Origin of the sequence: Arthrobacter mangrovi (assembly GCF_026011795.1) — a bacterium.
GTDB lineage: Bacteria > Actinomycetota > Actinomycetes > Actinomycetales > Micrococcaceae > Crystallibacter > Crystallibacter mangrovi.
Map to the genome: position 1 here is coordinate 20,929 of NZ_BRVS01000025.1, position 14,722 is coordinate 35,650.

Below are 14,722 nucleotides of genomic sequence, written 5' to 3' on the forward strand. Positions count from 1 at the left end.
GCTAGACGTCCTGGCGGGTCTTCTCGGCCACACGCTTCCACAAGGCATAGGCGAGGACGAGGGCCAGGACTCCGTAGAGCACCCACGTCACCGGGCTGTGTACCAGCACGCTGAGTTCGCCGCCGCTGGACATCATGGCGTTGCGCAGGCTCGTCTCGGCCAGGGGGCCGAGGACGACGCCGATCATGATCGGGGCGAGCGGAAAGCCGTAGCGGCGCAGGACGAAGCCGAGCGTGCCGATGGCCAGGACGATGATCAGGTCCGAGACCGCAGCGCTGGTCGCGTACACGCCCAGCCCGCAGAACACGGTGATGCCGGCGTACAGGTAGGGCTTCGGGATCAGCAGCAGTTTCGCCCAGAGCGGTGCGAACGGCAGGTTGAGCACGAGCAGCATCACGAGGCCCACGAAGAGGCTCGCGAGCAGCGCCCAGACCAGGTCTGCATTGCGTTCGAAGAGCAGCGGACCGGGCTGGAGCCCGTACTGCTGGAACGCCGCGAGCATAATCGCCGCCGTCGCTGAGGTCGGTAGCCCGAGGGCGAGCAGCGCGCCCATGGCCGTGCCGGAGGTCGCGTTGCCGGCCGCCTCGGGCGCCGCGACGCCGCGGATTGCGCCCTTGCCGAACTGGGGGTCGCGCCGCCGGCGGTCCAGCCGCCGTTCGGTGCCGTAGGCCATGAAGGTGGGCACCTCGGCCCCGCCGGCGGGAATTACGCCGAAGGGCACGCCGAACGCGGTGCCGCGCAGCCAGGCCGGCAGCGCTTCGCGGAACTCCCGCTTCGACAGGTAGGGCCTGCCGGCGACGGGGATCGCCGAGAGCTTGGGGTCGCGGTGGATGCGGGAGGCCACATGGAAGACCTCGCCCAGCGCGAGGATGCCGACGGTGATCACGATGATGCTGACGCCGTCGAAAAGCTGCGGCAGGTCCGCGGTGAACCGCGAGGCGCCGGAGATCCCGTCGATACCGACGACGGCGAGGGCCAGGCCGATCGCAAGGGCGGATAGTCCCTTGATGGTGGAGTCCGAGACGACCGACGCCGTGGCGATGAACGCGAAGATCGCCAGCGCGAAGTATTCGGCAGGGCCGAAGAGTACGGCGAATTCCGCCAGCTTCGGCGCGAAGAACACCACGAGCGTGGTGGCGATCAGGCCGCCGATGAACGCGCCGATCGCGGAGAGCGCCAGCGCCTGCGGAGCGCGTCCGTCCTTGGCCATGCGGTGACCCTCGAAGGTGGTGGCGATGGCCGTGGAGCCGCCGGGCGTGTTCATGAGGATGCCCATGGTGGAGTCGCCGAACAGGCCGCCGAAGTACACGCCGGCGAACATGATGAAGGCGCCGACCGGGTCGAGGCTGAATGTGACGGGCAGCAGCAGCGCGACCGCCATCGACGAGCCGAGCCCGGGCAGCACGCCCACGGCCGTGCCGAGGAACGCGCCGACGAACACCCACAGCAGGTTGATCGGGGTCAGGGCCTGCGAAAAGCCCTCGAGGAGCAGGGACAACGATTCCATCAGCCGTAGATTCCTTCCAGGATTCCGCCGGGCAGGGCCAGCCCAAGACCGGCGCCGAACGCCAGCTGGATGCAGGACGAGAAGACGAGGGACAATCCGACGTCGAACAGGGGCCGCGGGCTGCCAAGCGCACGGGAGACGCACCAGAACAGCATGGCGGCCGTGAGCATCCAGCCGACCGGAACCAGCAGCAAGGCGAACGCGAGGAACGCGCCGAAGACAAGTCCGAGCGACTTCCAGTCGGTATGGAACCGGTGCCGGGCGGCGGGCTCGACGACGTGTTCGGGGTGCCGCAGCGTCTGGACGGCCAGCAGCAGGGCGAGGACGAAAATCGCGATGGTGATCAGCGTCGGGAAGAACTGCGGTCCGGGCACCTTGGCGCCCTCGGGAACGTCCATCGTCGCGATGCCGATGGCGAGGTATCCGCCGATCGCCGCGAGGATTCCGGCGACAACCAGGCCGCTGCGTCCGAACCAGAACCCGGCCCCTTTGTCGTGGGGCCGCCCGGTCCCGCCCCTCGCGGCCTCGGTGCGGACGGCGCCGCCTGCCTCAACGCTCATCGGTGGCCGCCTTTACCGTCAGGACGGGAACGGGGGAGCCGAGGATGATGCTTTGGGCATCGGAGCCCAGCAGGATCTTGCTGACGCGGGAGCGGTTGCGGACGCCGATGACGACAAGCTCCGCCCCGGCTTCCTGGGCCGTGTCGATCAGCTCCTCCGCGGGATGCCGCCCCTGGGGGTCGCGTTCCAGCAGCCGGGCGCCGGCACCGAGTGCGGCCTCGAGCGAGGCGTCGCCGCCTGTACCCTCGGCCCGGTCCGAGAGCGGGAAAATCGCCAGGGGTTTGCCGGTGCTTCCGGCTGTCTCGACCCCGTGGCGGAGGGCGGCGTGGCCCTCGGGGGTACTGGTGTATCCGACCAGGATTGTCATGGTGTCTCCAGGGGTTTGGGGGAGCGGCCTAGTAGCCGAGTTCGTTCCAGATCTTGTTCACCGACCGGGTCTCGTCGGCGATGAACGCCTCGAAGTCCTCGCCGGCCAGGAAGGTGTCGGTCCATTGGTTGCGCTCGATCGCGTCCTGCCATTCGGGCGTCCCGACGATTTCCTCCACGATGGTTTGAAGCTCGCGCTTCTCCTCCGCGGTGATCCCGGGCGCGGCGACGATGCCGCGCCAGTTGGTCAGCTCGATGTCGTAGCCGAGTTCCTTCAAGGTGGGCAGGTCGATCGATGCGACGGGTTCGGGGGCCGAAACCGCGAGGGCCTTCAGCTTGCCGGCCTCGATCTGGTCCGCGAAGTCCACGTAGCCGCTGACCGAGGCCTTGATGGTGCCGGACATCAGCGAGGTCGCCAGTTCGCCGCCGCCGGAGTAGGCAATGTAGTTGACGTCCGTCGGATCGATGCCGCCAGCCTGGGCCAGCTGGGTGATGATCATCTGGTCCACGCTTCCCAGCGAGCCGCCGCCGAAGGCGAAGGAGCCGGGCTTCTTCTTCCATTCGGCGAGCAGGTCTTCGACGGAGTCGTAGGGCGAATCGGCCGGCACAACCAGGACGTCGTAGTCCTCGGTGATCCGGGCGATCGGCGTGACGTCGTCCAGGGTGGCCTCGGAACCGTTGAGGTTGATGGCACCGAGCATCGTGATGCCCGTGACCATCATTGTGGTGCTCTCGCCCTGCATCCCGGCGAACTTGGTCAGTCCGATGGTTCCGCCGGCGCCGGGGATGTTCACCACCTGTGCGTTGTTGACGATGCCCTGCGCCCGCATGGCCTGCTGGGCCTCGCGGGCCGCGCCGTCCCATCCGCCTCCCGCCCCGGCCGGCGCGATCAGGGTGAGCCGGCTGCGCGCGTCGTCGCCGGCGCCGCTGGCGGAGGCGTTGACGGAAGCGAGGGCAACCGCCGCCGCCCCGAAGACCGCGAAGACGGTCAGCCACAGCCGGCGGTGGGAAGCGGAACGGGCCGGGGGCTTCTGGCTAGGTGTCGTTGCCATGGGTCCTTCCAACATAGGTACGGAGGCGGCGGCCGCGGCTCTGGACCTGTGACGGCCACCACGGTTAGAGACTATAGATTACGTTTTATAATCTGTACAAGCGTCAAAGGGATTACGACGGCGGCTGGCCCGGGCGGCGGGAGCGCTAAGGGGCGGTGGATCTGGGCCGCTGTTGGGCGGCTACTGTTTCTTGGCGAGCTCGTCGATGGCCCGCCGGCCCAGGCTTCCCTGGACGTGCGCGAGCATGTGCTTTTCTGCGGCGGCCGCGTCGCCGTTGATGACCGCGCGCATGATGCTTTCGTGTTCGCGGTTGACCCGCTTGCGGTCGGCGGCGCTGTCCTTGCGGGCGTTCAGGCCGACCTGGCGGTACCGGTCCGCCTTGTCCCAGAGGCCTTCGAGCAGGTTGATCAGGAGGTCGTTGTGCGAGGCGGTGTAGACGGCGCGGTGGAACTGGCGGTGGGCGGTCAGGGCGTCCAGGCTGGCCTTGTCCTCCAGGGGCTTGAGGTTGGCGGCCGCCGCCTTGATGTTGGCGATATCGGCGTCGGTGCGCCGTTCGGCGGCCAGTGCCGCCGCCATGGGGTCCATGCGCTCGCGCACTTCGAAAAGGTGGGTGGCCTCGACGGCGGACAGGGTCGCCACGCGGGCATTCTTGTGAGCATCGATGAAGACCAGGCCTTCGGCGTCGAGGCGCCGGAGGGCTTCGCGCATCGGGGTCAGGCTGACGCCGAGCTCGGCGGCGAGCTGGGACTGGGCGAGGGCCTGCCCGGGTTCCAATGAACCGACAAGGATCCGCTGGCGCACCTCCTCGTAGGCGTAGGCGTTCTTGGTCAGTGCCCGCCCCATGGCCATGCCGGCGTCCTTCCTTCGAATGTGTGGATTACAGAATATAGCTTTGACTCCTCCCGGCTCGTCCTGTTTTATAGATTATAAAATCGGCGACAATGGAGGCAGGGACCATGGCAGCAGCTATCGGCGCGCGGAATACGGCGTTCGACGGGCGGACCGCGGGGGCTGGCGCAGAGAGTGCGGCCGTTGGTGCGCGGACGGCAGCGGCTGCCGCACGGAGTGCCGGGGCTGGCGTGCGGACGGGGGAGGCCGGGGCGCCGGGCGGCAGCTTACTCTTCGAGGCGGGCGGCCGCACCTATCGGGCGATGGATGTGCGCTCGGCCCTGGGTACGGACTTCGGGCGGCTGCCGGTGGTGCTTCGGCTGCTGGCTGAGAACACGCTGCGCAACTCGGGGCCGGAGGAAAGCGCCCGAACCGTGGGCAACCTGGCGGCCTGGCTGGAGCGGCGGACCTCCGAGGAGGAGCTGGAGTTCCGGCCGCAGCGCGTGCTGATGCATGACACCACGAGCACGCCGGCGCTGGTCGACATTGCCGCCATGCGGGACTCGCTGGCCGAGGCCGGAGCGGACCCTGCCGTCCTGAACCCGATGCTGCGGGTGGACGTGTCCATCGACCATTCGCTGGCGGTGGAAGAGTACGGCCGGGCCGACGCTGCGCCGCGCAACCTGGCCGTCGAGTACCGGCGCAACCAGGAGCGCTACCGGTTCCTAAAGTGGGCGGCGCAGTCGATGGAGACCGTGCACATCAACCCGCCCGGCACCGGCATCATGCACACCATCAACCTGGAGCAGCTGGCCACGGTGGTCTCGGTGGCGGACGACGGCGAGGGGCCGGCCTCATGGGCCACGGCGGCACCGGACATGATGATCGGCACCGACAGCCACACGCCCATGGTCAACGGGCTCGGCGTCCTGGGCTGGGGCGTCGGCGGGCTCGAGGCGCAGACCGTCATGTTAGGCATGCCGATCACGCTGCGCATCCCCGACGTCGTCGGCGTGAAGCTGACCGGGGCGCTGCCGCCGGGGGCGACGGCGTCGGACCTGGCGCTGACCGTGACCCAGCAGCTGCGCCGGCTCGGTGTCTCCGGGGAATTCGTGGAGTTCTTCGGTCCGGGGGTATCCACCCTGACGGTCGGCCAGCGGGCGGTCGTCGCGAACATGGCGCCGGAATACGGAGCGACCACCGGCTACTTCCCGATCGACGAGCGGGTGCTGGACTACCTGCGGGAGACCGGCCGCGACGAGGCCCGATGCGGACTGGTGGAGGCGTACGCCAAGGCCGCCGGCTTCTGGTTCGATCCGGCGGCGGAGCCAAACTACACGCAGGTACTGCGGATCGACCTCGCGTCCGTCGAGCTGCGGGCCGCCGGTCCGCGCCGACCTCAGGACCTGCGTTCCCTGGCCGGCATTCCGGCCGCGCTCGCGGACGAGGGCCGGCAGCTCACCGCAGCCAGCCGGGACCTGCCAGCCTTCCCCGTCGCGCTGGCCGCGATAACCAGCTGCACCAACACGACCGATCCGCGGCTGCTCGTCGCCGCCGGCCTGATGGCACGCAAGGCGCGGGCCCTCGGGCTGCAGGTGCCGCCGTGGGTCAAGACGTCGCTGGCTCCCGGGTCGCCCGCGGCGGCCAGCTACTTGCGGCGCTCCGGCCTGCTCGAGGACCTCGGGTCGCTCGGCTTCGACATCGTCGGCTTTGGCTGCACCACCTGCATCGGAAACTCCGGGCCCCTGAGCGCGCCGGTCAAGGCCAATTTGGAGGCCGGCAGCGTCCGCCCGGTCGCCGTGCTGTCGGGCAACCGCAATTTCCCCGGCCGAGTCCATCCCGACCTGGACCTGGGCTTCATCATGTCCCCACCGCTGGTGGTCGCCTTCGCGCTGGCCGGGCGCGCCGACGTCGACCTCACCACCCACGAGTTCGCGGCCGCCGCCAGTGGCAGCAGGCCCGCCGGCAGGCCGGCCAGGCTGTCGGACCTGCTGCCGTCGGAACAGGAAATCGATGCGGCGTGGGCGGCAGGGCATGACGCGCAGGACTTCTCGCGGGACTTCGAGCTCGCCGTGCGCAACCCGCTCTGGTCGCGCCTCCAAGCCCCGGAAGGCACGCGGTTTCCGTGGGATGAGGCGTCGACCATCCTCCGCCGGCCGCCCTTCGCGTCGACGGACCAGGGCAGCCAGCTGGGCCGCTACGTGGCGCATCCGCTGCTCGTCCTCGGCGACGACATCACCACCGACCATATTTCCCCGGCGAGCGGCATCCCGGCCGACAGCCTGGTGGCGGACTTCCTGGTGGAGCGCGGCGAGGACCGCGGCGACCTGAACGTCTTCGCCTCCCGGCGCGGCAACTGGGAGGTGATGCTGCGCGGCGCCTTCCACAGCAAAACGGTGGACAACCGGCTGGGCGCGGACCTCGGCGTCCGCCTGCCCGTCGCCCACACGGTGCACGCGCCCAGCGGGGACGTCATGCCGCTGTGGGAGGCCGCCGAGCGGTACCGCGGCGAGGGCGAGTCCGTGGTGATCGTCGCCGGCGAACGGTACGGCACCGGGTCCTCCCGGGACTGGGCCGCCAAGGTCCAGCGGTTGCTCGGCGTGCGCGCCGTCGTCGCCGGAAGCTTTGAACGCATCCACCGCTCCAACCTGGTCGGCATGGGCATCCTGCCGCTGGTCGCCCCGGCCGCGGTCCTGCCCCGGCTGCAGGGGCTGCGGCCCGGCGACCGGCTGGAAGTGGATGCGGCGGAAGGTGCCCTGCGCCCCCGCGCGGACATCGCCGTCGTACTCCACACGGCGGACGGCGGGCGGGAAGCCTTCACGGCGCGTGCCGCCGTCGAAACCGAACTGGACGTCAAGCTGCTGCACGACGGGGGCGTCATCCCGTCGCTGCTGCGCAGCACCATCGAGGCCGCCCGCTAAGGGCCGCGGAAAACGGAGCAGGGCATGGACAAGGTCAAAGTGGACGGCGCGCTCGTCGAGCTCGACGGCGACGAGATGGCGCACACAATGTGGACCATCGTGAAGGAGAAGCTGATCCTGCCGCATGTGGACGTGCCGATCCTGCGGTTCGACCTCTCGCTGCCCAACCGCGAGCGGACGGGGGACGCCGTAACCCACGAGGCGGCCGCGGCCGTGGCGGAGCACCGGGTCGGCACCAAGTGCTCGACCATCACCCCGGACGCCGGGCGGGTCGCCGAGTACGGGCTCTCCCGGCGCTGGCCCTCGCCCAACGGGACGGTGCGGAGCGTCCTCAACGGCGTAATCTTCCGCGAACCGGTCATCATCGACTCCGTGCCGCGGCTGGTGCCGGGCTGGCGGAAGCCGATCGTGGTGGCCCGCCACGCCCACGCGGACCAGTACTCCGCCGTCAATTTCGCCGTGCCGGGTCCCGGCCGGCTGACGCTTACCTACACGCCCGACGACGGCTCGCCGGCGGTCAGCCGCGAGGTCACCTCGTTCCCGGCGGGCGGGGGAGTGGCGATGGGCATGTACAACTACACCGACTCCATCCGCGACTTCGCCCGCGCCTGCTTCTCCTACGGCCTCAAGCGCGGGTACCCGGTATTCCTGTCCACGAAGAACACCGTCCTGAAGGCCTACGACGGGCAGTTCAAGGACATCTTCGACGAGGTCTACGCCGCGGAATTCCGGCCGCGGTTCGAAGCGGCCGGACTCGGCTACGAGCACCGGCTCATCGACGACATGGTGGCGTCCGCCCTGAAGTGGGAGGGCGGCTACGTCTGGGCGTGCAAGAACTACGACGGCGACGTCCAGTCGGACATCGTGGCGCAGGGTTTCGGTTCGCCCGGGTTGATGACGTCCGTGCTGGCCACGCCGGACGGCCGGATCCAGCTGACCGAGGCCGCCCACGGCACCGTCCGCCGGCACCACGAGCGGCGGCTGGCCGGGAAGACCACCTCGACCAACCCGATCGCGACCGTGTTCGCCTGGACCCGGGCGCTGGCCTTCCGGGCCGGGATCGACGGGAACCAGGCGTTGGCGCAGTTCGCCGCTTCGGTGGAGGACGCCGTGGCCGGGACCGTCCGCCGCGGCATCATGACTGACGATCTCGCGGCCTTGTCCGGGCCGGGGGTGCGGGGCGTCTCCACCGAAGCCTTCCTGGATTCCGTCGCGGCCGCCTGCGCCGCGCTCCCCGCCCCGGCGGCGTCCTGACCCCCGCCGGTCAGCTGAAAGCGAAGAGCGGCGGGAAGACCACCACCACGACGGCGGCCCAGGCGCCGTAGACCGGCAGGTAGCGGGTCTGCCAGTGCTCGAGAGCGCCGAACGGGCGCCGGCCGCGCAGGAATCCGAGGGTGAGCCAGCCCGTCCGGACCAGGTGCACGAGCAGGAGCAGGTTCAGGCCCAGCGCCGCGATCTTGTTCGGGCTGGTGCCAAACTCCGCGATCCGTGCCAGCATCGCAGTCAACATCGCCGCGTCCACCGCGAGGGCGGCGAGGACGAGGACCAGCTGCAGGACATCGAAGAGCCCGGGGGCGGCCAGCGAGTCGCGCGCCGAGATGGAGTAGAGCAGCAGGCTCAGGACCAGCATGAGGATGGCGTCCATCAGGATGAGCAGGCCGCGGTCGACCTCGGCGAAGCCGCCGGCTGCGGTGAGCACGGCGAGCAGGGCCAGCAGCATGGCGATGGTCAGCGGCGTGAAGACCCGGGTCAGGATGGGTGCGATGTTCTCGACGACGTTCTGCTTGGCCTCGACGAGCCAGGCGGCGACGACGAGCGCCCCGGGGACGGCGAACGGCAGGATCCAGCCCTCCAGCGCCGGTTCGAAGTCGGCCCCGACAATCTGGAGCGCCGCGAACGTCAGCCCGATCAGGACGGCGCCGCCGAGCGCCAGCAGGGTGTAGTAGATGGCCAGCTCTCCGGTGAAGCGGACGAAGTCCATGCGCCGGTTGTCGGACCGCCAGCGCCCGCCGGCGTAGGCGATTCCCGCCAGCAGCCACAGCACCACGGGAGCATGCAGTGCGGCCAGCAGTTCGGTGGAGCCGCCGGGGGAGAACGGATAGGCGTTGAGGAACACTGCCAGCGCGGCGAAGCCGGCCAGCAGCACGGCCGCCAGCCGCGCACTGACCCGCCGCTTCCAGGCGAGGTAGGCGGTGACGAACGGGATGACGAGCAGGCCGGCATTGCTGGCGAAGGCGTTTCCGCTGCCGAGCCAGGACAGGCCGGCCCTGACCGTCAGCCCCGCGCCGATCGCCAGGGCCAGGACTACCGCCAGCTCTCGCCAGCGCCCGGCGCCGGCGTCGCCTGCGGCCTCCGGAACGAGGACGAGCTGCTTCCACAGCCGGTCGGAGTGCTCGCGCGCGAACTCGCGGGAGACCGCGTCGAGATTGCCCATGCGCTTGATGGCGACGAGGAAGGCTTCCTCGTCATCGAGCCCCGTGGCCCGGCGGTCGGCGATCTGCTCGCGCAGGTGGTCCTCGAGTTCATCGAGGTCCGCCGGGGAGATCGCCTGGCGCCGCTGGAGGTACCCGCGCCACCGCCCGATCTGCGCTTCGAGTTCCGGATGCGTTTCCATTAGGCCCACCCTTCGGCAACGGCGGGCGGCCGCTGGGCGGACTGCCACACCTGCCGCAGCGCGTCGGCCACGACGGCCCACTGCTCCTGCCGGTCGGCGAGGGCCTCGCGGCCCGATGCGGTGATCACATAGTGCTTGCGCCGACGCCCAGACTCCGACGTTCCCCACGACGAGGACACGTAGCCGAGCCGCTCCAGCCGGTGCAGCAGTGGGTAGAGCATCCCGTCGGTCCACTGCATGCCGCCGCCCGACAGCTCGCTCACGCGCTTGATAATCGCGTAGCCGTACAGGTCGCCCTCCGCCAGGATCCCCAGTACCAGCGGGGTGGCCGAAGCGGCGACCAGGTCCTTATCGATGCGCACTGCGCCTCCCATACCTAGATCTACTACGCATGAAGCATAGCAGTTCTAGGTATGACCCAGGCGGTCAGTCGACCGGTGCCGCCTCCCGGTCCAGCGGATGGTCGATCTCGTCCCTGAGCATGCCGCCGAAACCGATGGCGAGCACGGACAGCACCGGGGAGATGAGTCCGACCACCAGGAAGATCAACCAGATCGGCACCACGGCGGCCAGAGGTCCGGCCAGCGCCATCGATACCGGCATCAGCGCGAGGGAAACGAAGAAGTCCAGGCTGGAGATGCGGCCGAGCAGGTGTGGCGGGACGCGGCGCTGCAGCAACGTGCCCCAGATGACCTGGCCCGCGCCGCCGGTCAGGCCGACCACGAACAGGACGGCGGCCAGCACCCAGAAGTTCGTGGCGAAGCCCGTGATGGCCAGCGGAACCGAACCGAAGCCCCAAAGCAGCAGCATGCCGCTGAGGTAGCGCCGCGGCAGCCGGAAGGATGCCGTCGCCAGCGCGCCAACCGCCCCGCCGGCGCCGTAGGTGCCGAGCAGGAAGCCGAACGTGCTGGAGTCCCCGCCGAGCTGGTCGGCGACCGCGAACGGCAGCAGCACCTCGATGGGACCGATGAAGAGCAGCACCCACACCACGGCCCACAGCAGGGTCCAGAACAGCCACGGAGTCTTCACCGTGTAGGCGACGCCCTCCCGCAGGTCGCGCCGGACCGACGACTTGGCCCTTGTGCCGTGCCCGTCTATGCCGCTGCCCGCACCGGCTGGTCCTTCCGGGGCTGCCGGCGCGGCGGACGCCACCGCACGGCTCAGGAAAGTCAGGATGATCAGTGCCGACAGGTGGCACCCGGCGATCCAGGCCGCCGCGCTCGCGGGCGAGAAGGCGGCCACGATCATGCCGGCCGCGGCGGGCCCGGCCGCCATCTGCAGCAGCGGGCGCATGGTGCCTTCCATGCCGTTGGCCGCCAGCAGGTCTTCCGCGGGCAGGATGCGCGGCAGGATCGCCGAGTAGGCGGGAAAGAAGAACGCCGCGCCCACGCCGAGCAGGAACGCGGCGGCGGCCAGGTGCCATAGCTGCAGCAGCTCCGTGGCGGCCAGCACCGCCACGGTGCCGACAGCCAGCAGGTTGGCAGCCTCCACGGCGATGATCAGCCGTCGTTGGGGCAGCCGGTCCGCGGCGATGCCGCCGAGCAGAACGAACGCGAGCAGGCCGATGCTGGAGGCGGTCGCGACGATGGAGAGCTCCACCGGCCCGCCGCCGAGGTGGATGACCTGGTAGACCATGGCGACGGCCCACATGCCCGTGCCGAAAATCGAGATGGCCAGGGCGGCGATCAGGACGCGGTAATCGCGGTGGACGAAGGGGCGCATGGCGCGGGGCAAGGACACGGTTTTCCCTTGGAAGTGGGGCGGGACACCAGTATCCACCCAAGTGATTGGGAAGCGCAAACCACTTACCGCGTTAATCGGCGACGGCGGGAGCACCCTGTCCGGTGCTCCCGCCGTCCGCTGTGGCGCGTGAAGGCCCCGGAGGCCCCGGCACGCGGCCGGGCCCCGCCGTCGTCAGCTCCTAGCGCGTGCCGGCGCCGACCGGTTCCGCCTTGAGTCCGCCGAGCGCGGCGTCGAACTCCGCCTCGATCTCCGGCTTGTGCCGGAAGGTGAGCAGGCTGACCACGACCGCGACCACGACGTTGAGGACGAAGCCGGGCACGATCTCGTACATCGTGTCGGTCAGCTCCGAGTTGCCCCAGGTGAAGACGGTGACCGCGCCCGCGACCATGCCGGCAAGGGCGCCGGGCATGGTGAGCTTGCGCCAGAACAGGGACAGCAGGATGGTCGGGCCGAAGGAGGCGCCGAAGCCGGCCCACGCGAAGGCGACCAGGCCGAGGATGGTGTCGTTGCGGCTCCAGGCGAGGATGGCCGCGACGACGGAGACCACCAGTACGCCGAGCCGGCCGAGCATGACCTGCGTCTTCGGCGAGGCCTCGCGCTTCGCGACGATCTTGAACAGGTCCTCGACCAGCGCGGAGGAGCAGACGATGAGCTGCGAGGAAATGGTGCTCATGATGGCGGCGAGGACGGCGGCGAGGACCAGTCCGGCGATCAAGGGGTGGAACAGGATCTGGGCCAGGTCCAGGAAGACGGACTCCGGATCGGTCAGCGTGGCCTGCGGGTTCTGGCGGAAGTAGGCGATGCCGATCAGCGCGGTGGCCGCGGCGCCGAGGACGGTCATGACCATCCAGCCGATGCCGATCCGGCGCGCCGCCTTGGCCTCGGCGGGGGAGCGCAGGGCCATGAAGCGCACGATGATGTGCGGCTGGCCGAAGTAGCCCAGGCCCCAGGCTGCGGCCGAGATGCCCGCGACCGCGCCCCCGGCGAAGAGGCTCAGATGGGCCGGGTCGGCCTCGCGGACGGAGTCCAGCGTGGCGCCGAGGCCGCCGGTGGCGAAGAGGCCGGCGATCGGCACGGCCAGCAGGGCGGCGAACATCAGCAGGCCCTGCGCCACGTCGGTGTAGCTGGCGCCGAGGAAGCCGCCGAAGAGGGTGTAGAGCACGGTCACGCCGCCGACCAGCAGCATGCCGATGGTGTAGGTGGAATTGAACGAGGATTCGAAGAAGATGCCGCCGGCGACCATGCCGGAGGAAACGTAGAAGGTGAAGAAGACCAGGATGATCAGGCCGGATACCACGCGCAGGATGTGTGAGTTGTCCTTGAGTCGGTTCTCCAGGAAGCTCGGCACGGTGATGGAGTCGTTGGCGACTTCGGTGTAGGAGCGCAGCCGCGGTGCCACGAACTTCCAGTTCAGCCAGGCTCCGACGGTCAGCCCGATGGCGATCCAGGCTTCGAAAAGGCCGTTCAGGTAGAGCGCGCCGGGCAGGCCCATCAGCAGCCAGCCGGACATATCGGAGGCGCCTGCGCTCAGGGCGGCCACGCCGGGTTTGAGGCCGCGGCCGGCGAGCATGTAGTCGTCGAGGTCGCTGGTCCGCTTGTACGCCCACCAGCCGATCGCGAGCATGCCGGCCATGTACAGGGCCATGGCGATGTACTGGAAGAGTTGGTCGTTCACGAGTGGAATCCTTCCGGTCTGACCGGGATCGGTGGCTTGGGGCAACCTCCAGTATCATCATTTGGCCCATGTCTCGGCCAAATGCATGACTAGAGGGCGCAGTCCTGTTCCACCCGCCGGGCACGGCCTGATGTTAGTCCGCGGACCAGCGCGCGCACCGAGCCGCCGGGGGCGCCGGCGCCACCTGGTGTGCAGCGGGATCCGCCGGAGCTGTGGTCGTCACCACAGCAGGAAAGCCACACGGGGCGGATGGATGAGATGTCCGTTACGGCCGAGGGCCTTCCGGAAAGCGGCTTGCGGCCGTGGGGACGCGGCCTAGTCCTCGACGATCTCCGGGTCCGGATCGACCGGCCGGACCGAGGCCTCGGGCACCCACATCACGTCGCCGTGCTCGGCGTTCGCGACGCGGCCCAGGACGAACAGCAGGCTCGAGAGCCGGTTCAGGTAGCGGGCACATTCTGCGTTGACGTTGTCCGGGAATTCCTCCACTGCCGCCCAGACGGCGCGTTCGGCGCGCCGCACGGTGGCCCGGGCCTGGTACAGCAGCGCCGCCGCCAGCGTGCCGCCGGGAAGGATCATTCCGCTAAGGTCTTCCGCGTCCTGCGAGAAGTGCTCGATCGCGCGCTCCAGCCGCTCCGTGTGGCCCGGCACGATGCGCGCCTGCGCCGGCTCCTGGCTGTCCGTTGGCTGCATCAGGTCGGCCGCGAGGTCGTAGAGATCGTTCTGTATGCTGAGCAAGGTAGCCCCGATGTGCGACGACACCGCCTCGCTGGCCATCACGACACTGATGGCAGCGTTCCCCGCATCGCATTCGTCGTAGGCGAGGACCCGCGCGTCGTTCTTGGAAACGTTGCCGTGCCCGCCGAAGTCGGTCCGGCCGTAGTCGCCGGTCGTGGCAGACTCTGCCGGAATGTTCGGAAGCGGTGCGTCATGCTCGTCCATGGCTGAAACTATACGTAAGGAAGATGCCGGCGTCGAAGAGAGGAACGACTGGACATCCCGTCCCGCCAGGCAAGGAACCGACCGCTACCAGCGAGGTATTCATGAGCAACGAACCGTCCGGTGAAAGCGCACAATCCAGGCTGGGGGACGCCGTTTCCGCGCCTCCAGCCAAGGGATTCGCGACGGTGGATAAAACAGTTTTCGGGGTTTCCGTAGGCATCATCGTGGTGGTCTGCCTGCTCGGAATCTTCTTCACGGAGGCGGTGGAGGCCGCGGCAGGCGCCGCGCTGGCATGGGTAACGACGTCGTTCGGCTGGCTGTTCGTGCTGGGCGCCACCGGGTTCGTGGTCTTCTCCCTGGTGCTGGCCTTCGGGCGCTACGGCAATATCCCGCTCTCCCGCGAGGGGGAGGAGGCCGAGTTCTCCACACTGTCCTGGGTGGCCATGATGTTCAGTGCCGGCATGGGGATCGGCCTGATGTTCTTCGGGGTGTATGAGCCGGTCACCCACCTGGC

Annotated in this window: 13 protein-coding genes; 3 read left to right on the forward strand and 10 right to left on the reverse strand. The window is 69.4% G+C overall.

The window, feature by feature from the left end; all coding sequences use genetic code 11:
* Position 1 precedes the first annotated feature (1 nt).
* The 5 genes from AHIS1636_RS16735 to AHIS1636_RS16755 all read right to left on the reverse strand — a co-directional run bounded on the left by AHIS1636_RS16735 (position 2) and on the right by AHIS1636_RS16755 (position 4,334).
* Positions 2-1,507: a tripartite tricarboxylate transporter permease gene (locus AHIS1636_RS16735; RefSeq protein WP_264796978.1), complete on the reverse strand. Its 1,506-nt coding sequence runs from the start codon at positions 1,505-1,507 to the stop codon at positions 2-4.
* On the reverse strand, positions 1,507-2,067 hold the full coding sequence (locus tag AHIS1636_RS16740; RefSeq protein WP_264796979.1) for a tripartite tricarboxylate transporter TctB family protein: 561 nt from the start codon (positions 2,065-2,067) through the stop codon (positions 1,507-1,509). Before AHIS1636_RS16740 ends, AHIS1636_RS16735 begins: the two co-directional genes overlap by 1 nt.
* Positions 2,057-2,434, reverse strand: a complete 378-nt coding sequence (locus tag AHIS1636_RS16745) for a universal stress protein (protein WP_264796980.1) — start codon at positions 2,432-2,434, stop codon at positions 2,057-2,059. The genes AHIS1636_RS16740 and AHIS1636_RS16745 overlap by 11 nt, the downstream gene beginning before the upstream one ends.
* A 28-nt stretch (positions 2,435-2,462) precedes the next feature.
* The gene (locus AHIS1636_RS16750; RefSeq protein WP_264796981.1) at positions 2,463-3,485 is read right to left on the reverse strand and encodes a tripartite tricarboxylate transporter substrate binding protein; all 1,023 of its coding nucleotides are present in this window, start codon (positions 3,483-3,485) and stop codon (positions 2,463-2,465) included.
* A gap of 180 nt (positions 3,486-3,665) precedes the next feature.
* On the reverse strand, positions 3,666-4,334 hold the full coding sequence (locus AHIS1636_RS16755; RefSeq protein WP_264796982.1) for a GntR family transcriptional regulator: 669 nt from the start codon (positions 4,332-4,334) through the stop codon (positions 3,666-3,668).
* 107 nt (positions 4,335-4,441) lie between these two features.
* Between AHIS1636_RS16755 and acnA the strand changes: the two genes are divergently transcribed.
* Complete coding sequence (gene acnA, locus AHIS1636_RS16760) at positions 4,442-7,234, forward strand: aconitate hydratase AcnA (protein WP_264796983.1); 2,793 nt, start codon at positions 4,442-4,444, stop codon at positions 7,232-7,234.
* A gap of 24 nt (positions 7,235-7,258) precedes the next feature.
* The gene (locus AHIS1636_RS16765; protein WP_264796984.1) at positions 7,259-8,488 is read left to right on the forward strand and encodes an NADP-dependent isocitrate dehydrogenase; all 1,230 of its coding nucleotides are present in this window, start codon (positions 7,259-7,261) and stop codon (positions 8,486-8,488) included.
* Between the two features lie 10 nt (positions 8,489-8,498).
* Here the strand turns inward: AHIS1636_RS16765 and AHIS1636_RS16770 are convergent, their stop codons facing one another.
* The 5 genes from AHIS1636_RS16770 to AHIS1636_RS16790 form a co-directional block, all read right to left on the reverse strand.
* Positions 8,499-9,848, reverse strand: coding sequence for a permease prefix domain 1-containing protein (locus tag AHIS1636_RS16770; RefSeq protein ID WP_309298625.1), 1,350 nt, complete (start codon positions 9,846-9,848; stop codon positions 8,499-8,501).
* Positions 9,848-10,210: a PadR family transcriptional regulator gene (locus AHIS1636_RS16775; protein ID WP_264796986.1), complete on the reverse strand. Its 363-nt coding sequence runs from the start codon at positions 10,208-10,210 to the stop codon at positions 9,848-9,850. The genes AHIS1636_RS16770 and AHIS1636_RS16775 overlap by 1 nt, the downstream gene beginning before the upstream one ends.
* 64 nt (positions 10,211-10,274) lie before the next feature.
* Entirely contained in the window at positions 10,275-11,570 is a 1,296-nt protein-coding gene (locus AHIS1636_RS16780; RefSeq protein WP_373875870.1) for an MFS transporter, read from the reverse strand.
* A gap of 199 nt (positions 11,571-11,769) precedes the next feature.
* Complete coding sequence (gene putP, locus AHIS1636_RS16785; RefSeq protein ID WP_264796988.1) at positions 11,770-13,266, reverse strand: sodium/proline symporter PutP; 1,497 nt, start codon at positions 13,264-13,266, stop codon at positions 11,770-11,772.
* Between the two features lie 315 nt (positions 13,267-13,581).
* Positions 13,582-14,208: a cob(I)yrinic acid a,c-diamide adenosyltransferase gene (locus AHIS1636_RS16790; protein ID WP_264796989.1), complete on the reverse strand. Its 627-nt coding sequence runs from the start codon at positions 14,206-14,208 to the stop codon at positions 13,582-13,584.
* A 185-nt stretch (positions 14,209-14,393) separates the two neighbouring features.
* On the opposite strand from AHIS1636_RS16790, the gene AHIS1636_RS16795 reads away from it, so the two are divergent.
* The coding region (locus AHIS1636_RS16795; RefSeq protein ID WP_264796990.1) for a BCCT family transporter at positions 14,394-14,722 on the forward strand (329 nt) is incomplete at its 3' end.

Excerpts from the sequence above, each read along its gene's own strand:
- AHIS1636_RS16735 (WP_264796978.1), bottom strand. The coding sequence starts at position 1,507 with ATGGAATCGTTGTCCCTGCTCCTCGAGGGCTTTTCGCAGGCCCTGACC.
- AHIS1636_RS16740 (WP_264796979.1), bottom strand. The coding sequence starts at position 2,067 with ATGAGCGTTGAGGCAGGCGGCGCCGTCCGCACCGAGGCCGCGAGGGGC.
- AHIS1636_RS16745 (WP_264796980.1), bottom strand. The coding sequence starts at position 2,434 with ATGACAATCCTGGTCGGATACACCAGTACCCCCGAGGGCCACGCCGCC.
- AHIS1636_RS16750 (WP_264796981.1), bottom strand. The coding sequence starts at position 3,485 with ATGGCAACGACACCTAGCCAGAAGCCCCCGGCCCGTTCCGCTTCCCAC.
- AHIS1636_RS16755 (WP_264796982.1), bottom strand. The coding sequence starts at position 4,334 with ATGGCCATGGGGCGGGCACTGACCAAGAACGCCTACGCCTACGAGGAG.
- acnA (WP_264796983.1), top strand. The coding sequence starts at position 4,442 with ATGGCAGCAGCTATCGGCGCGCGGAATACGGCGTTCGACGGGCGGACC.
- AHIS1636_RS16765 (WP_264796984.1), top strand. The coding sequence starts at position 7,259 with ATGGACAAGGTCAAAGTGGACGGCGCGCTCGTCGAGCTCGACGGCGAC.
- AHIS1636_RS16770 (WP_309298625.1), bottom strand. The coding sequence starts at position 9,848 with ATGGAAACGCATCCGGAACTCGAAGCGCAGATCGGGCGGTGGCGCGGG.
- AHIS1636_RS16780 (WP_373875870.1), bottom strand. The coding sequence starts at position 11,570 with ATGCGCCCCTTCGTCCACCGCGATTACCGCGTCCTGATCGCCGCCCTG.
- AHIS1636_RS16790 (WP_264796989.1), bottom strand. The coding sequence starts at position 14,208 with ATGGACGAGCATGACGCACCGCTTCCGAACATTCCGGCAGAGTCTGCC.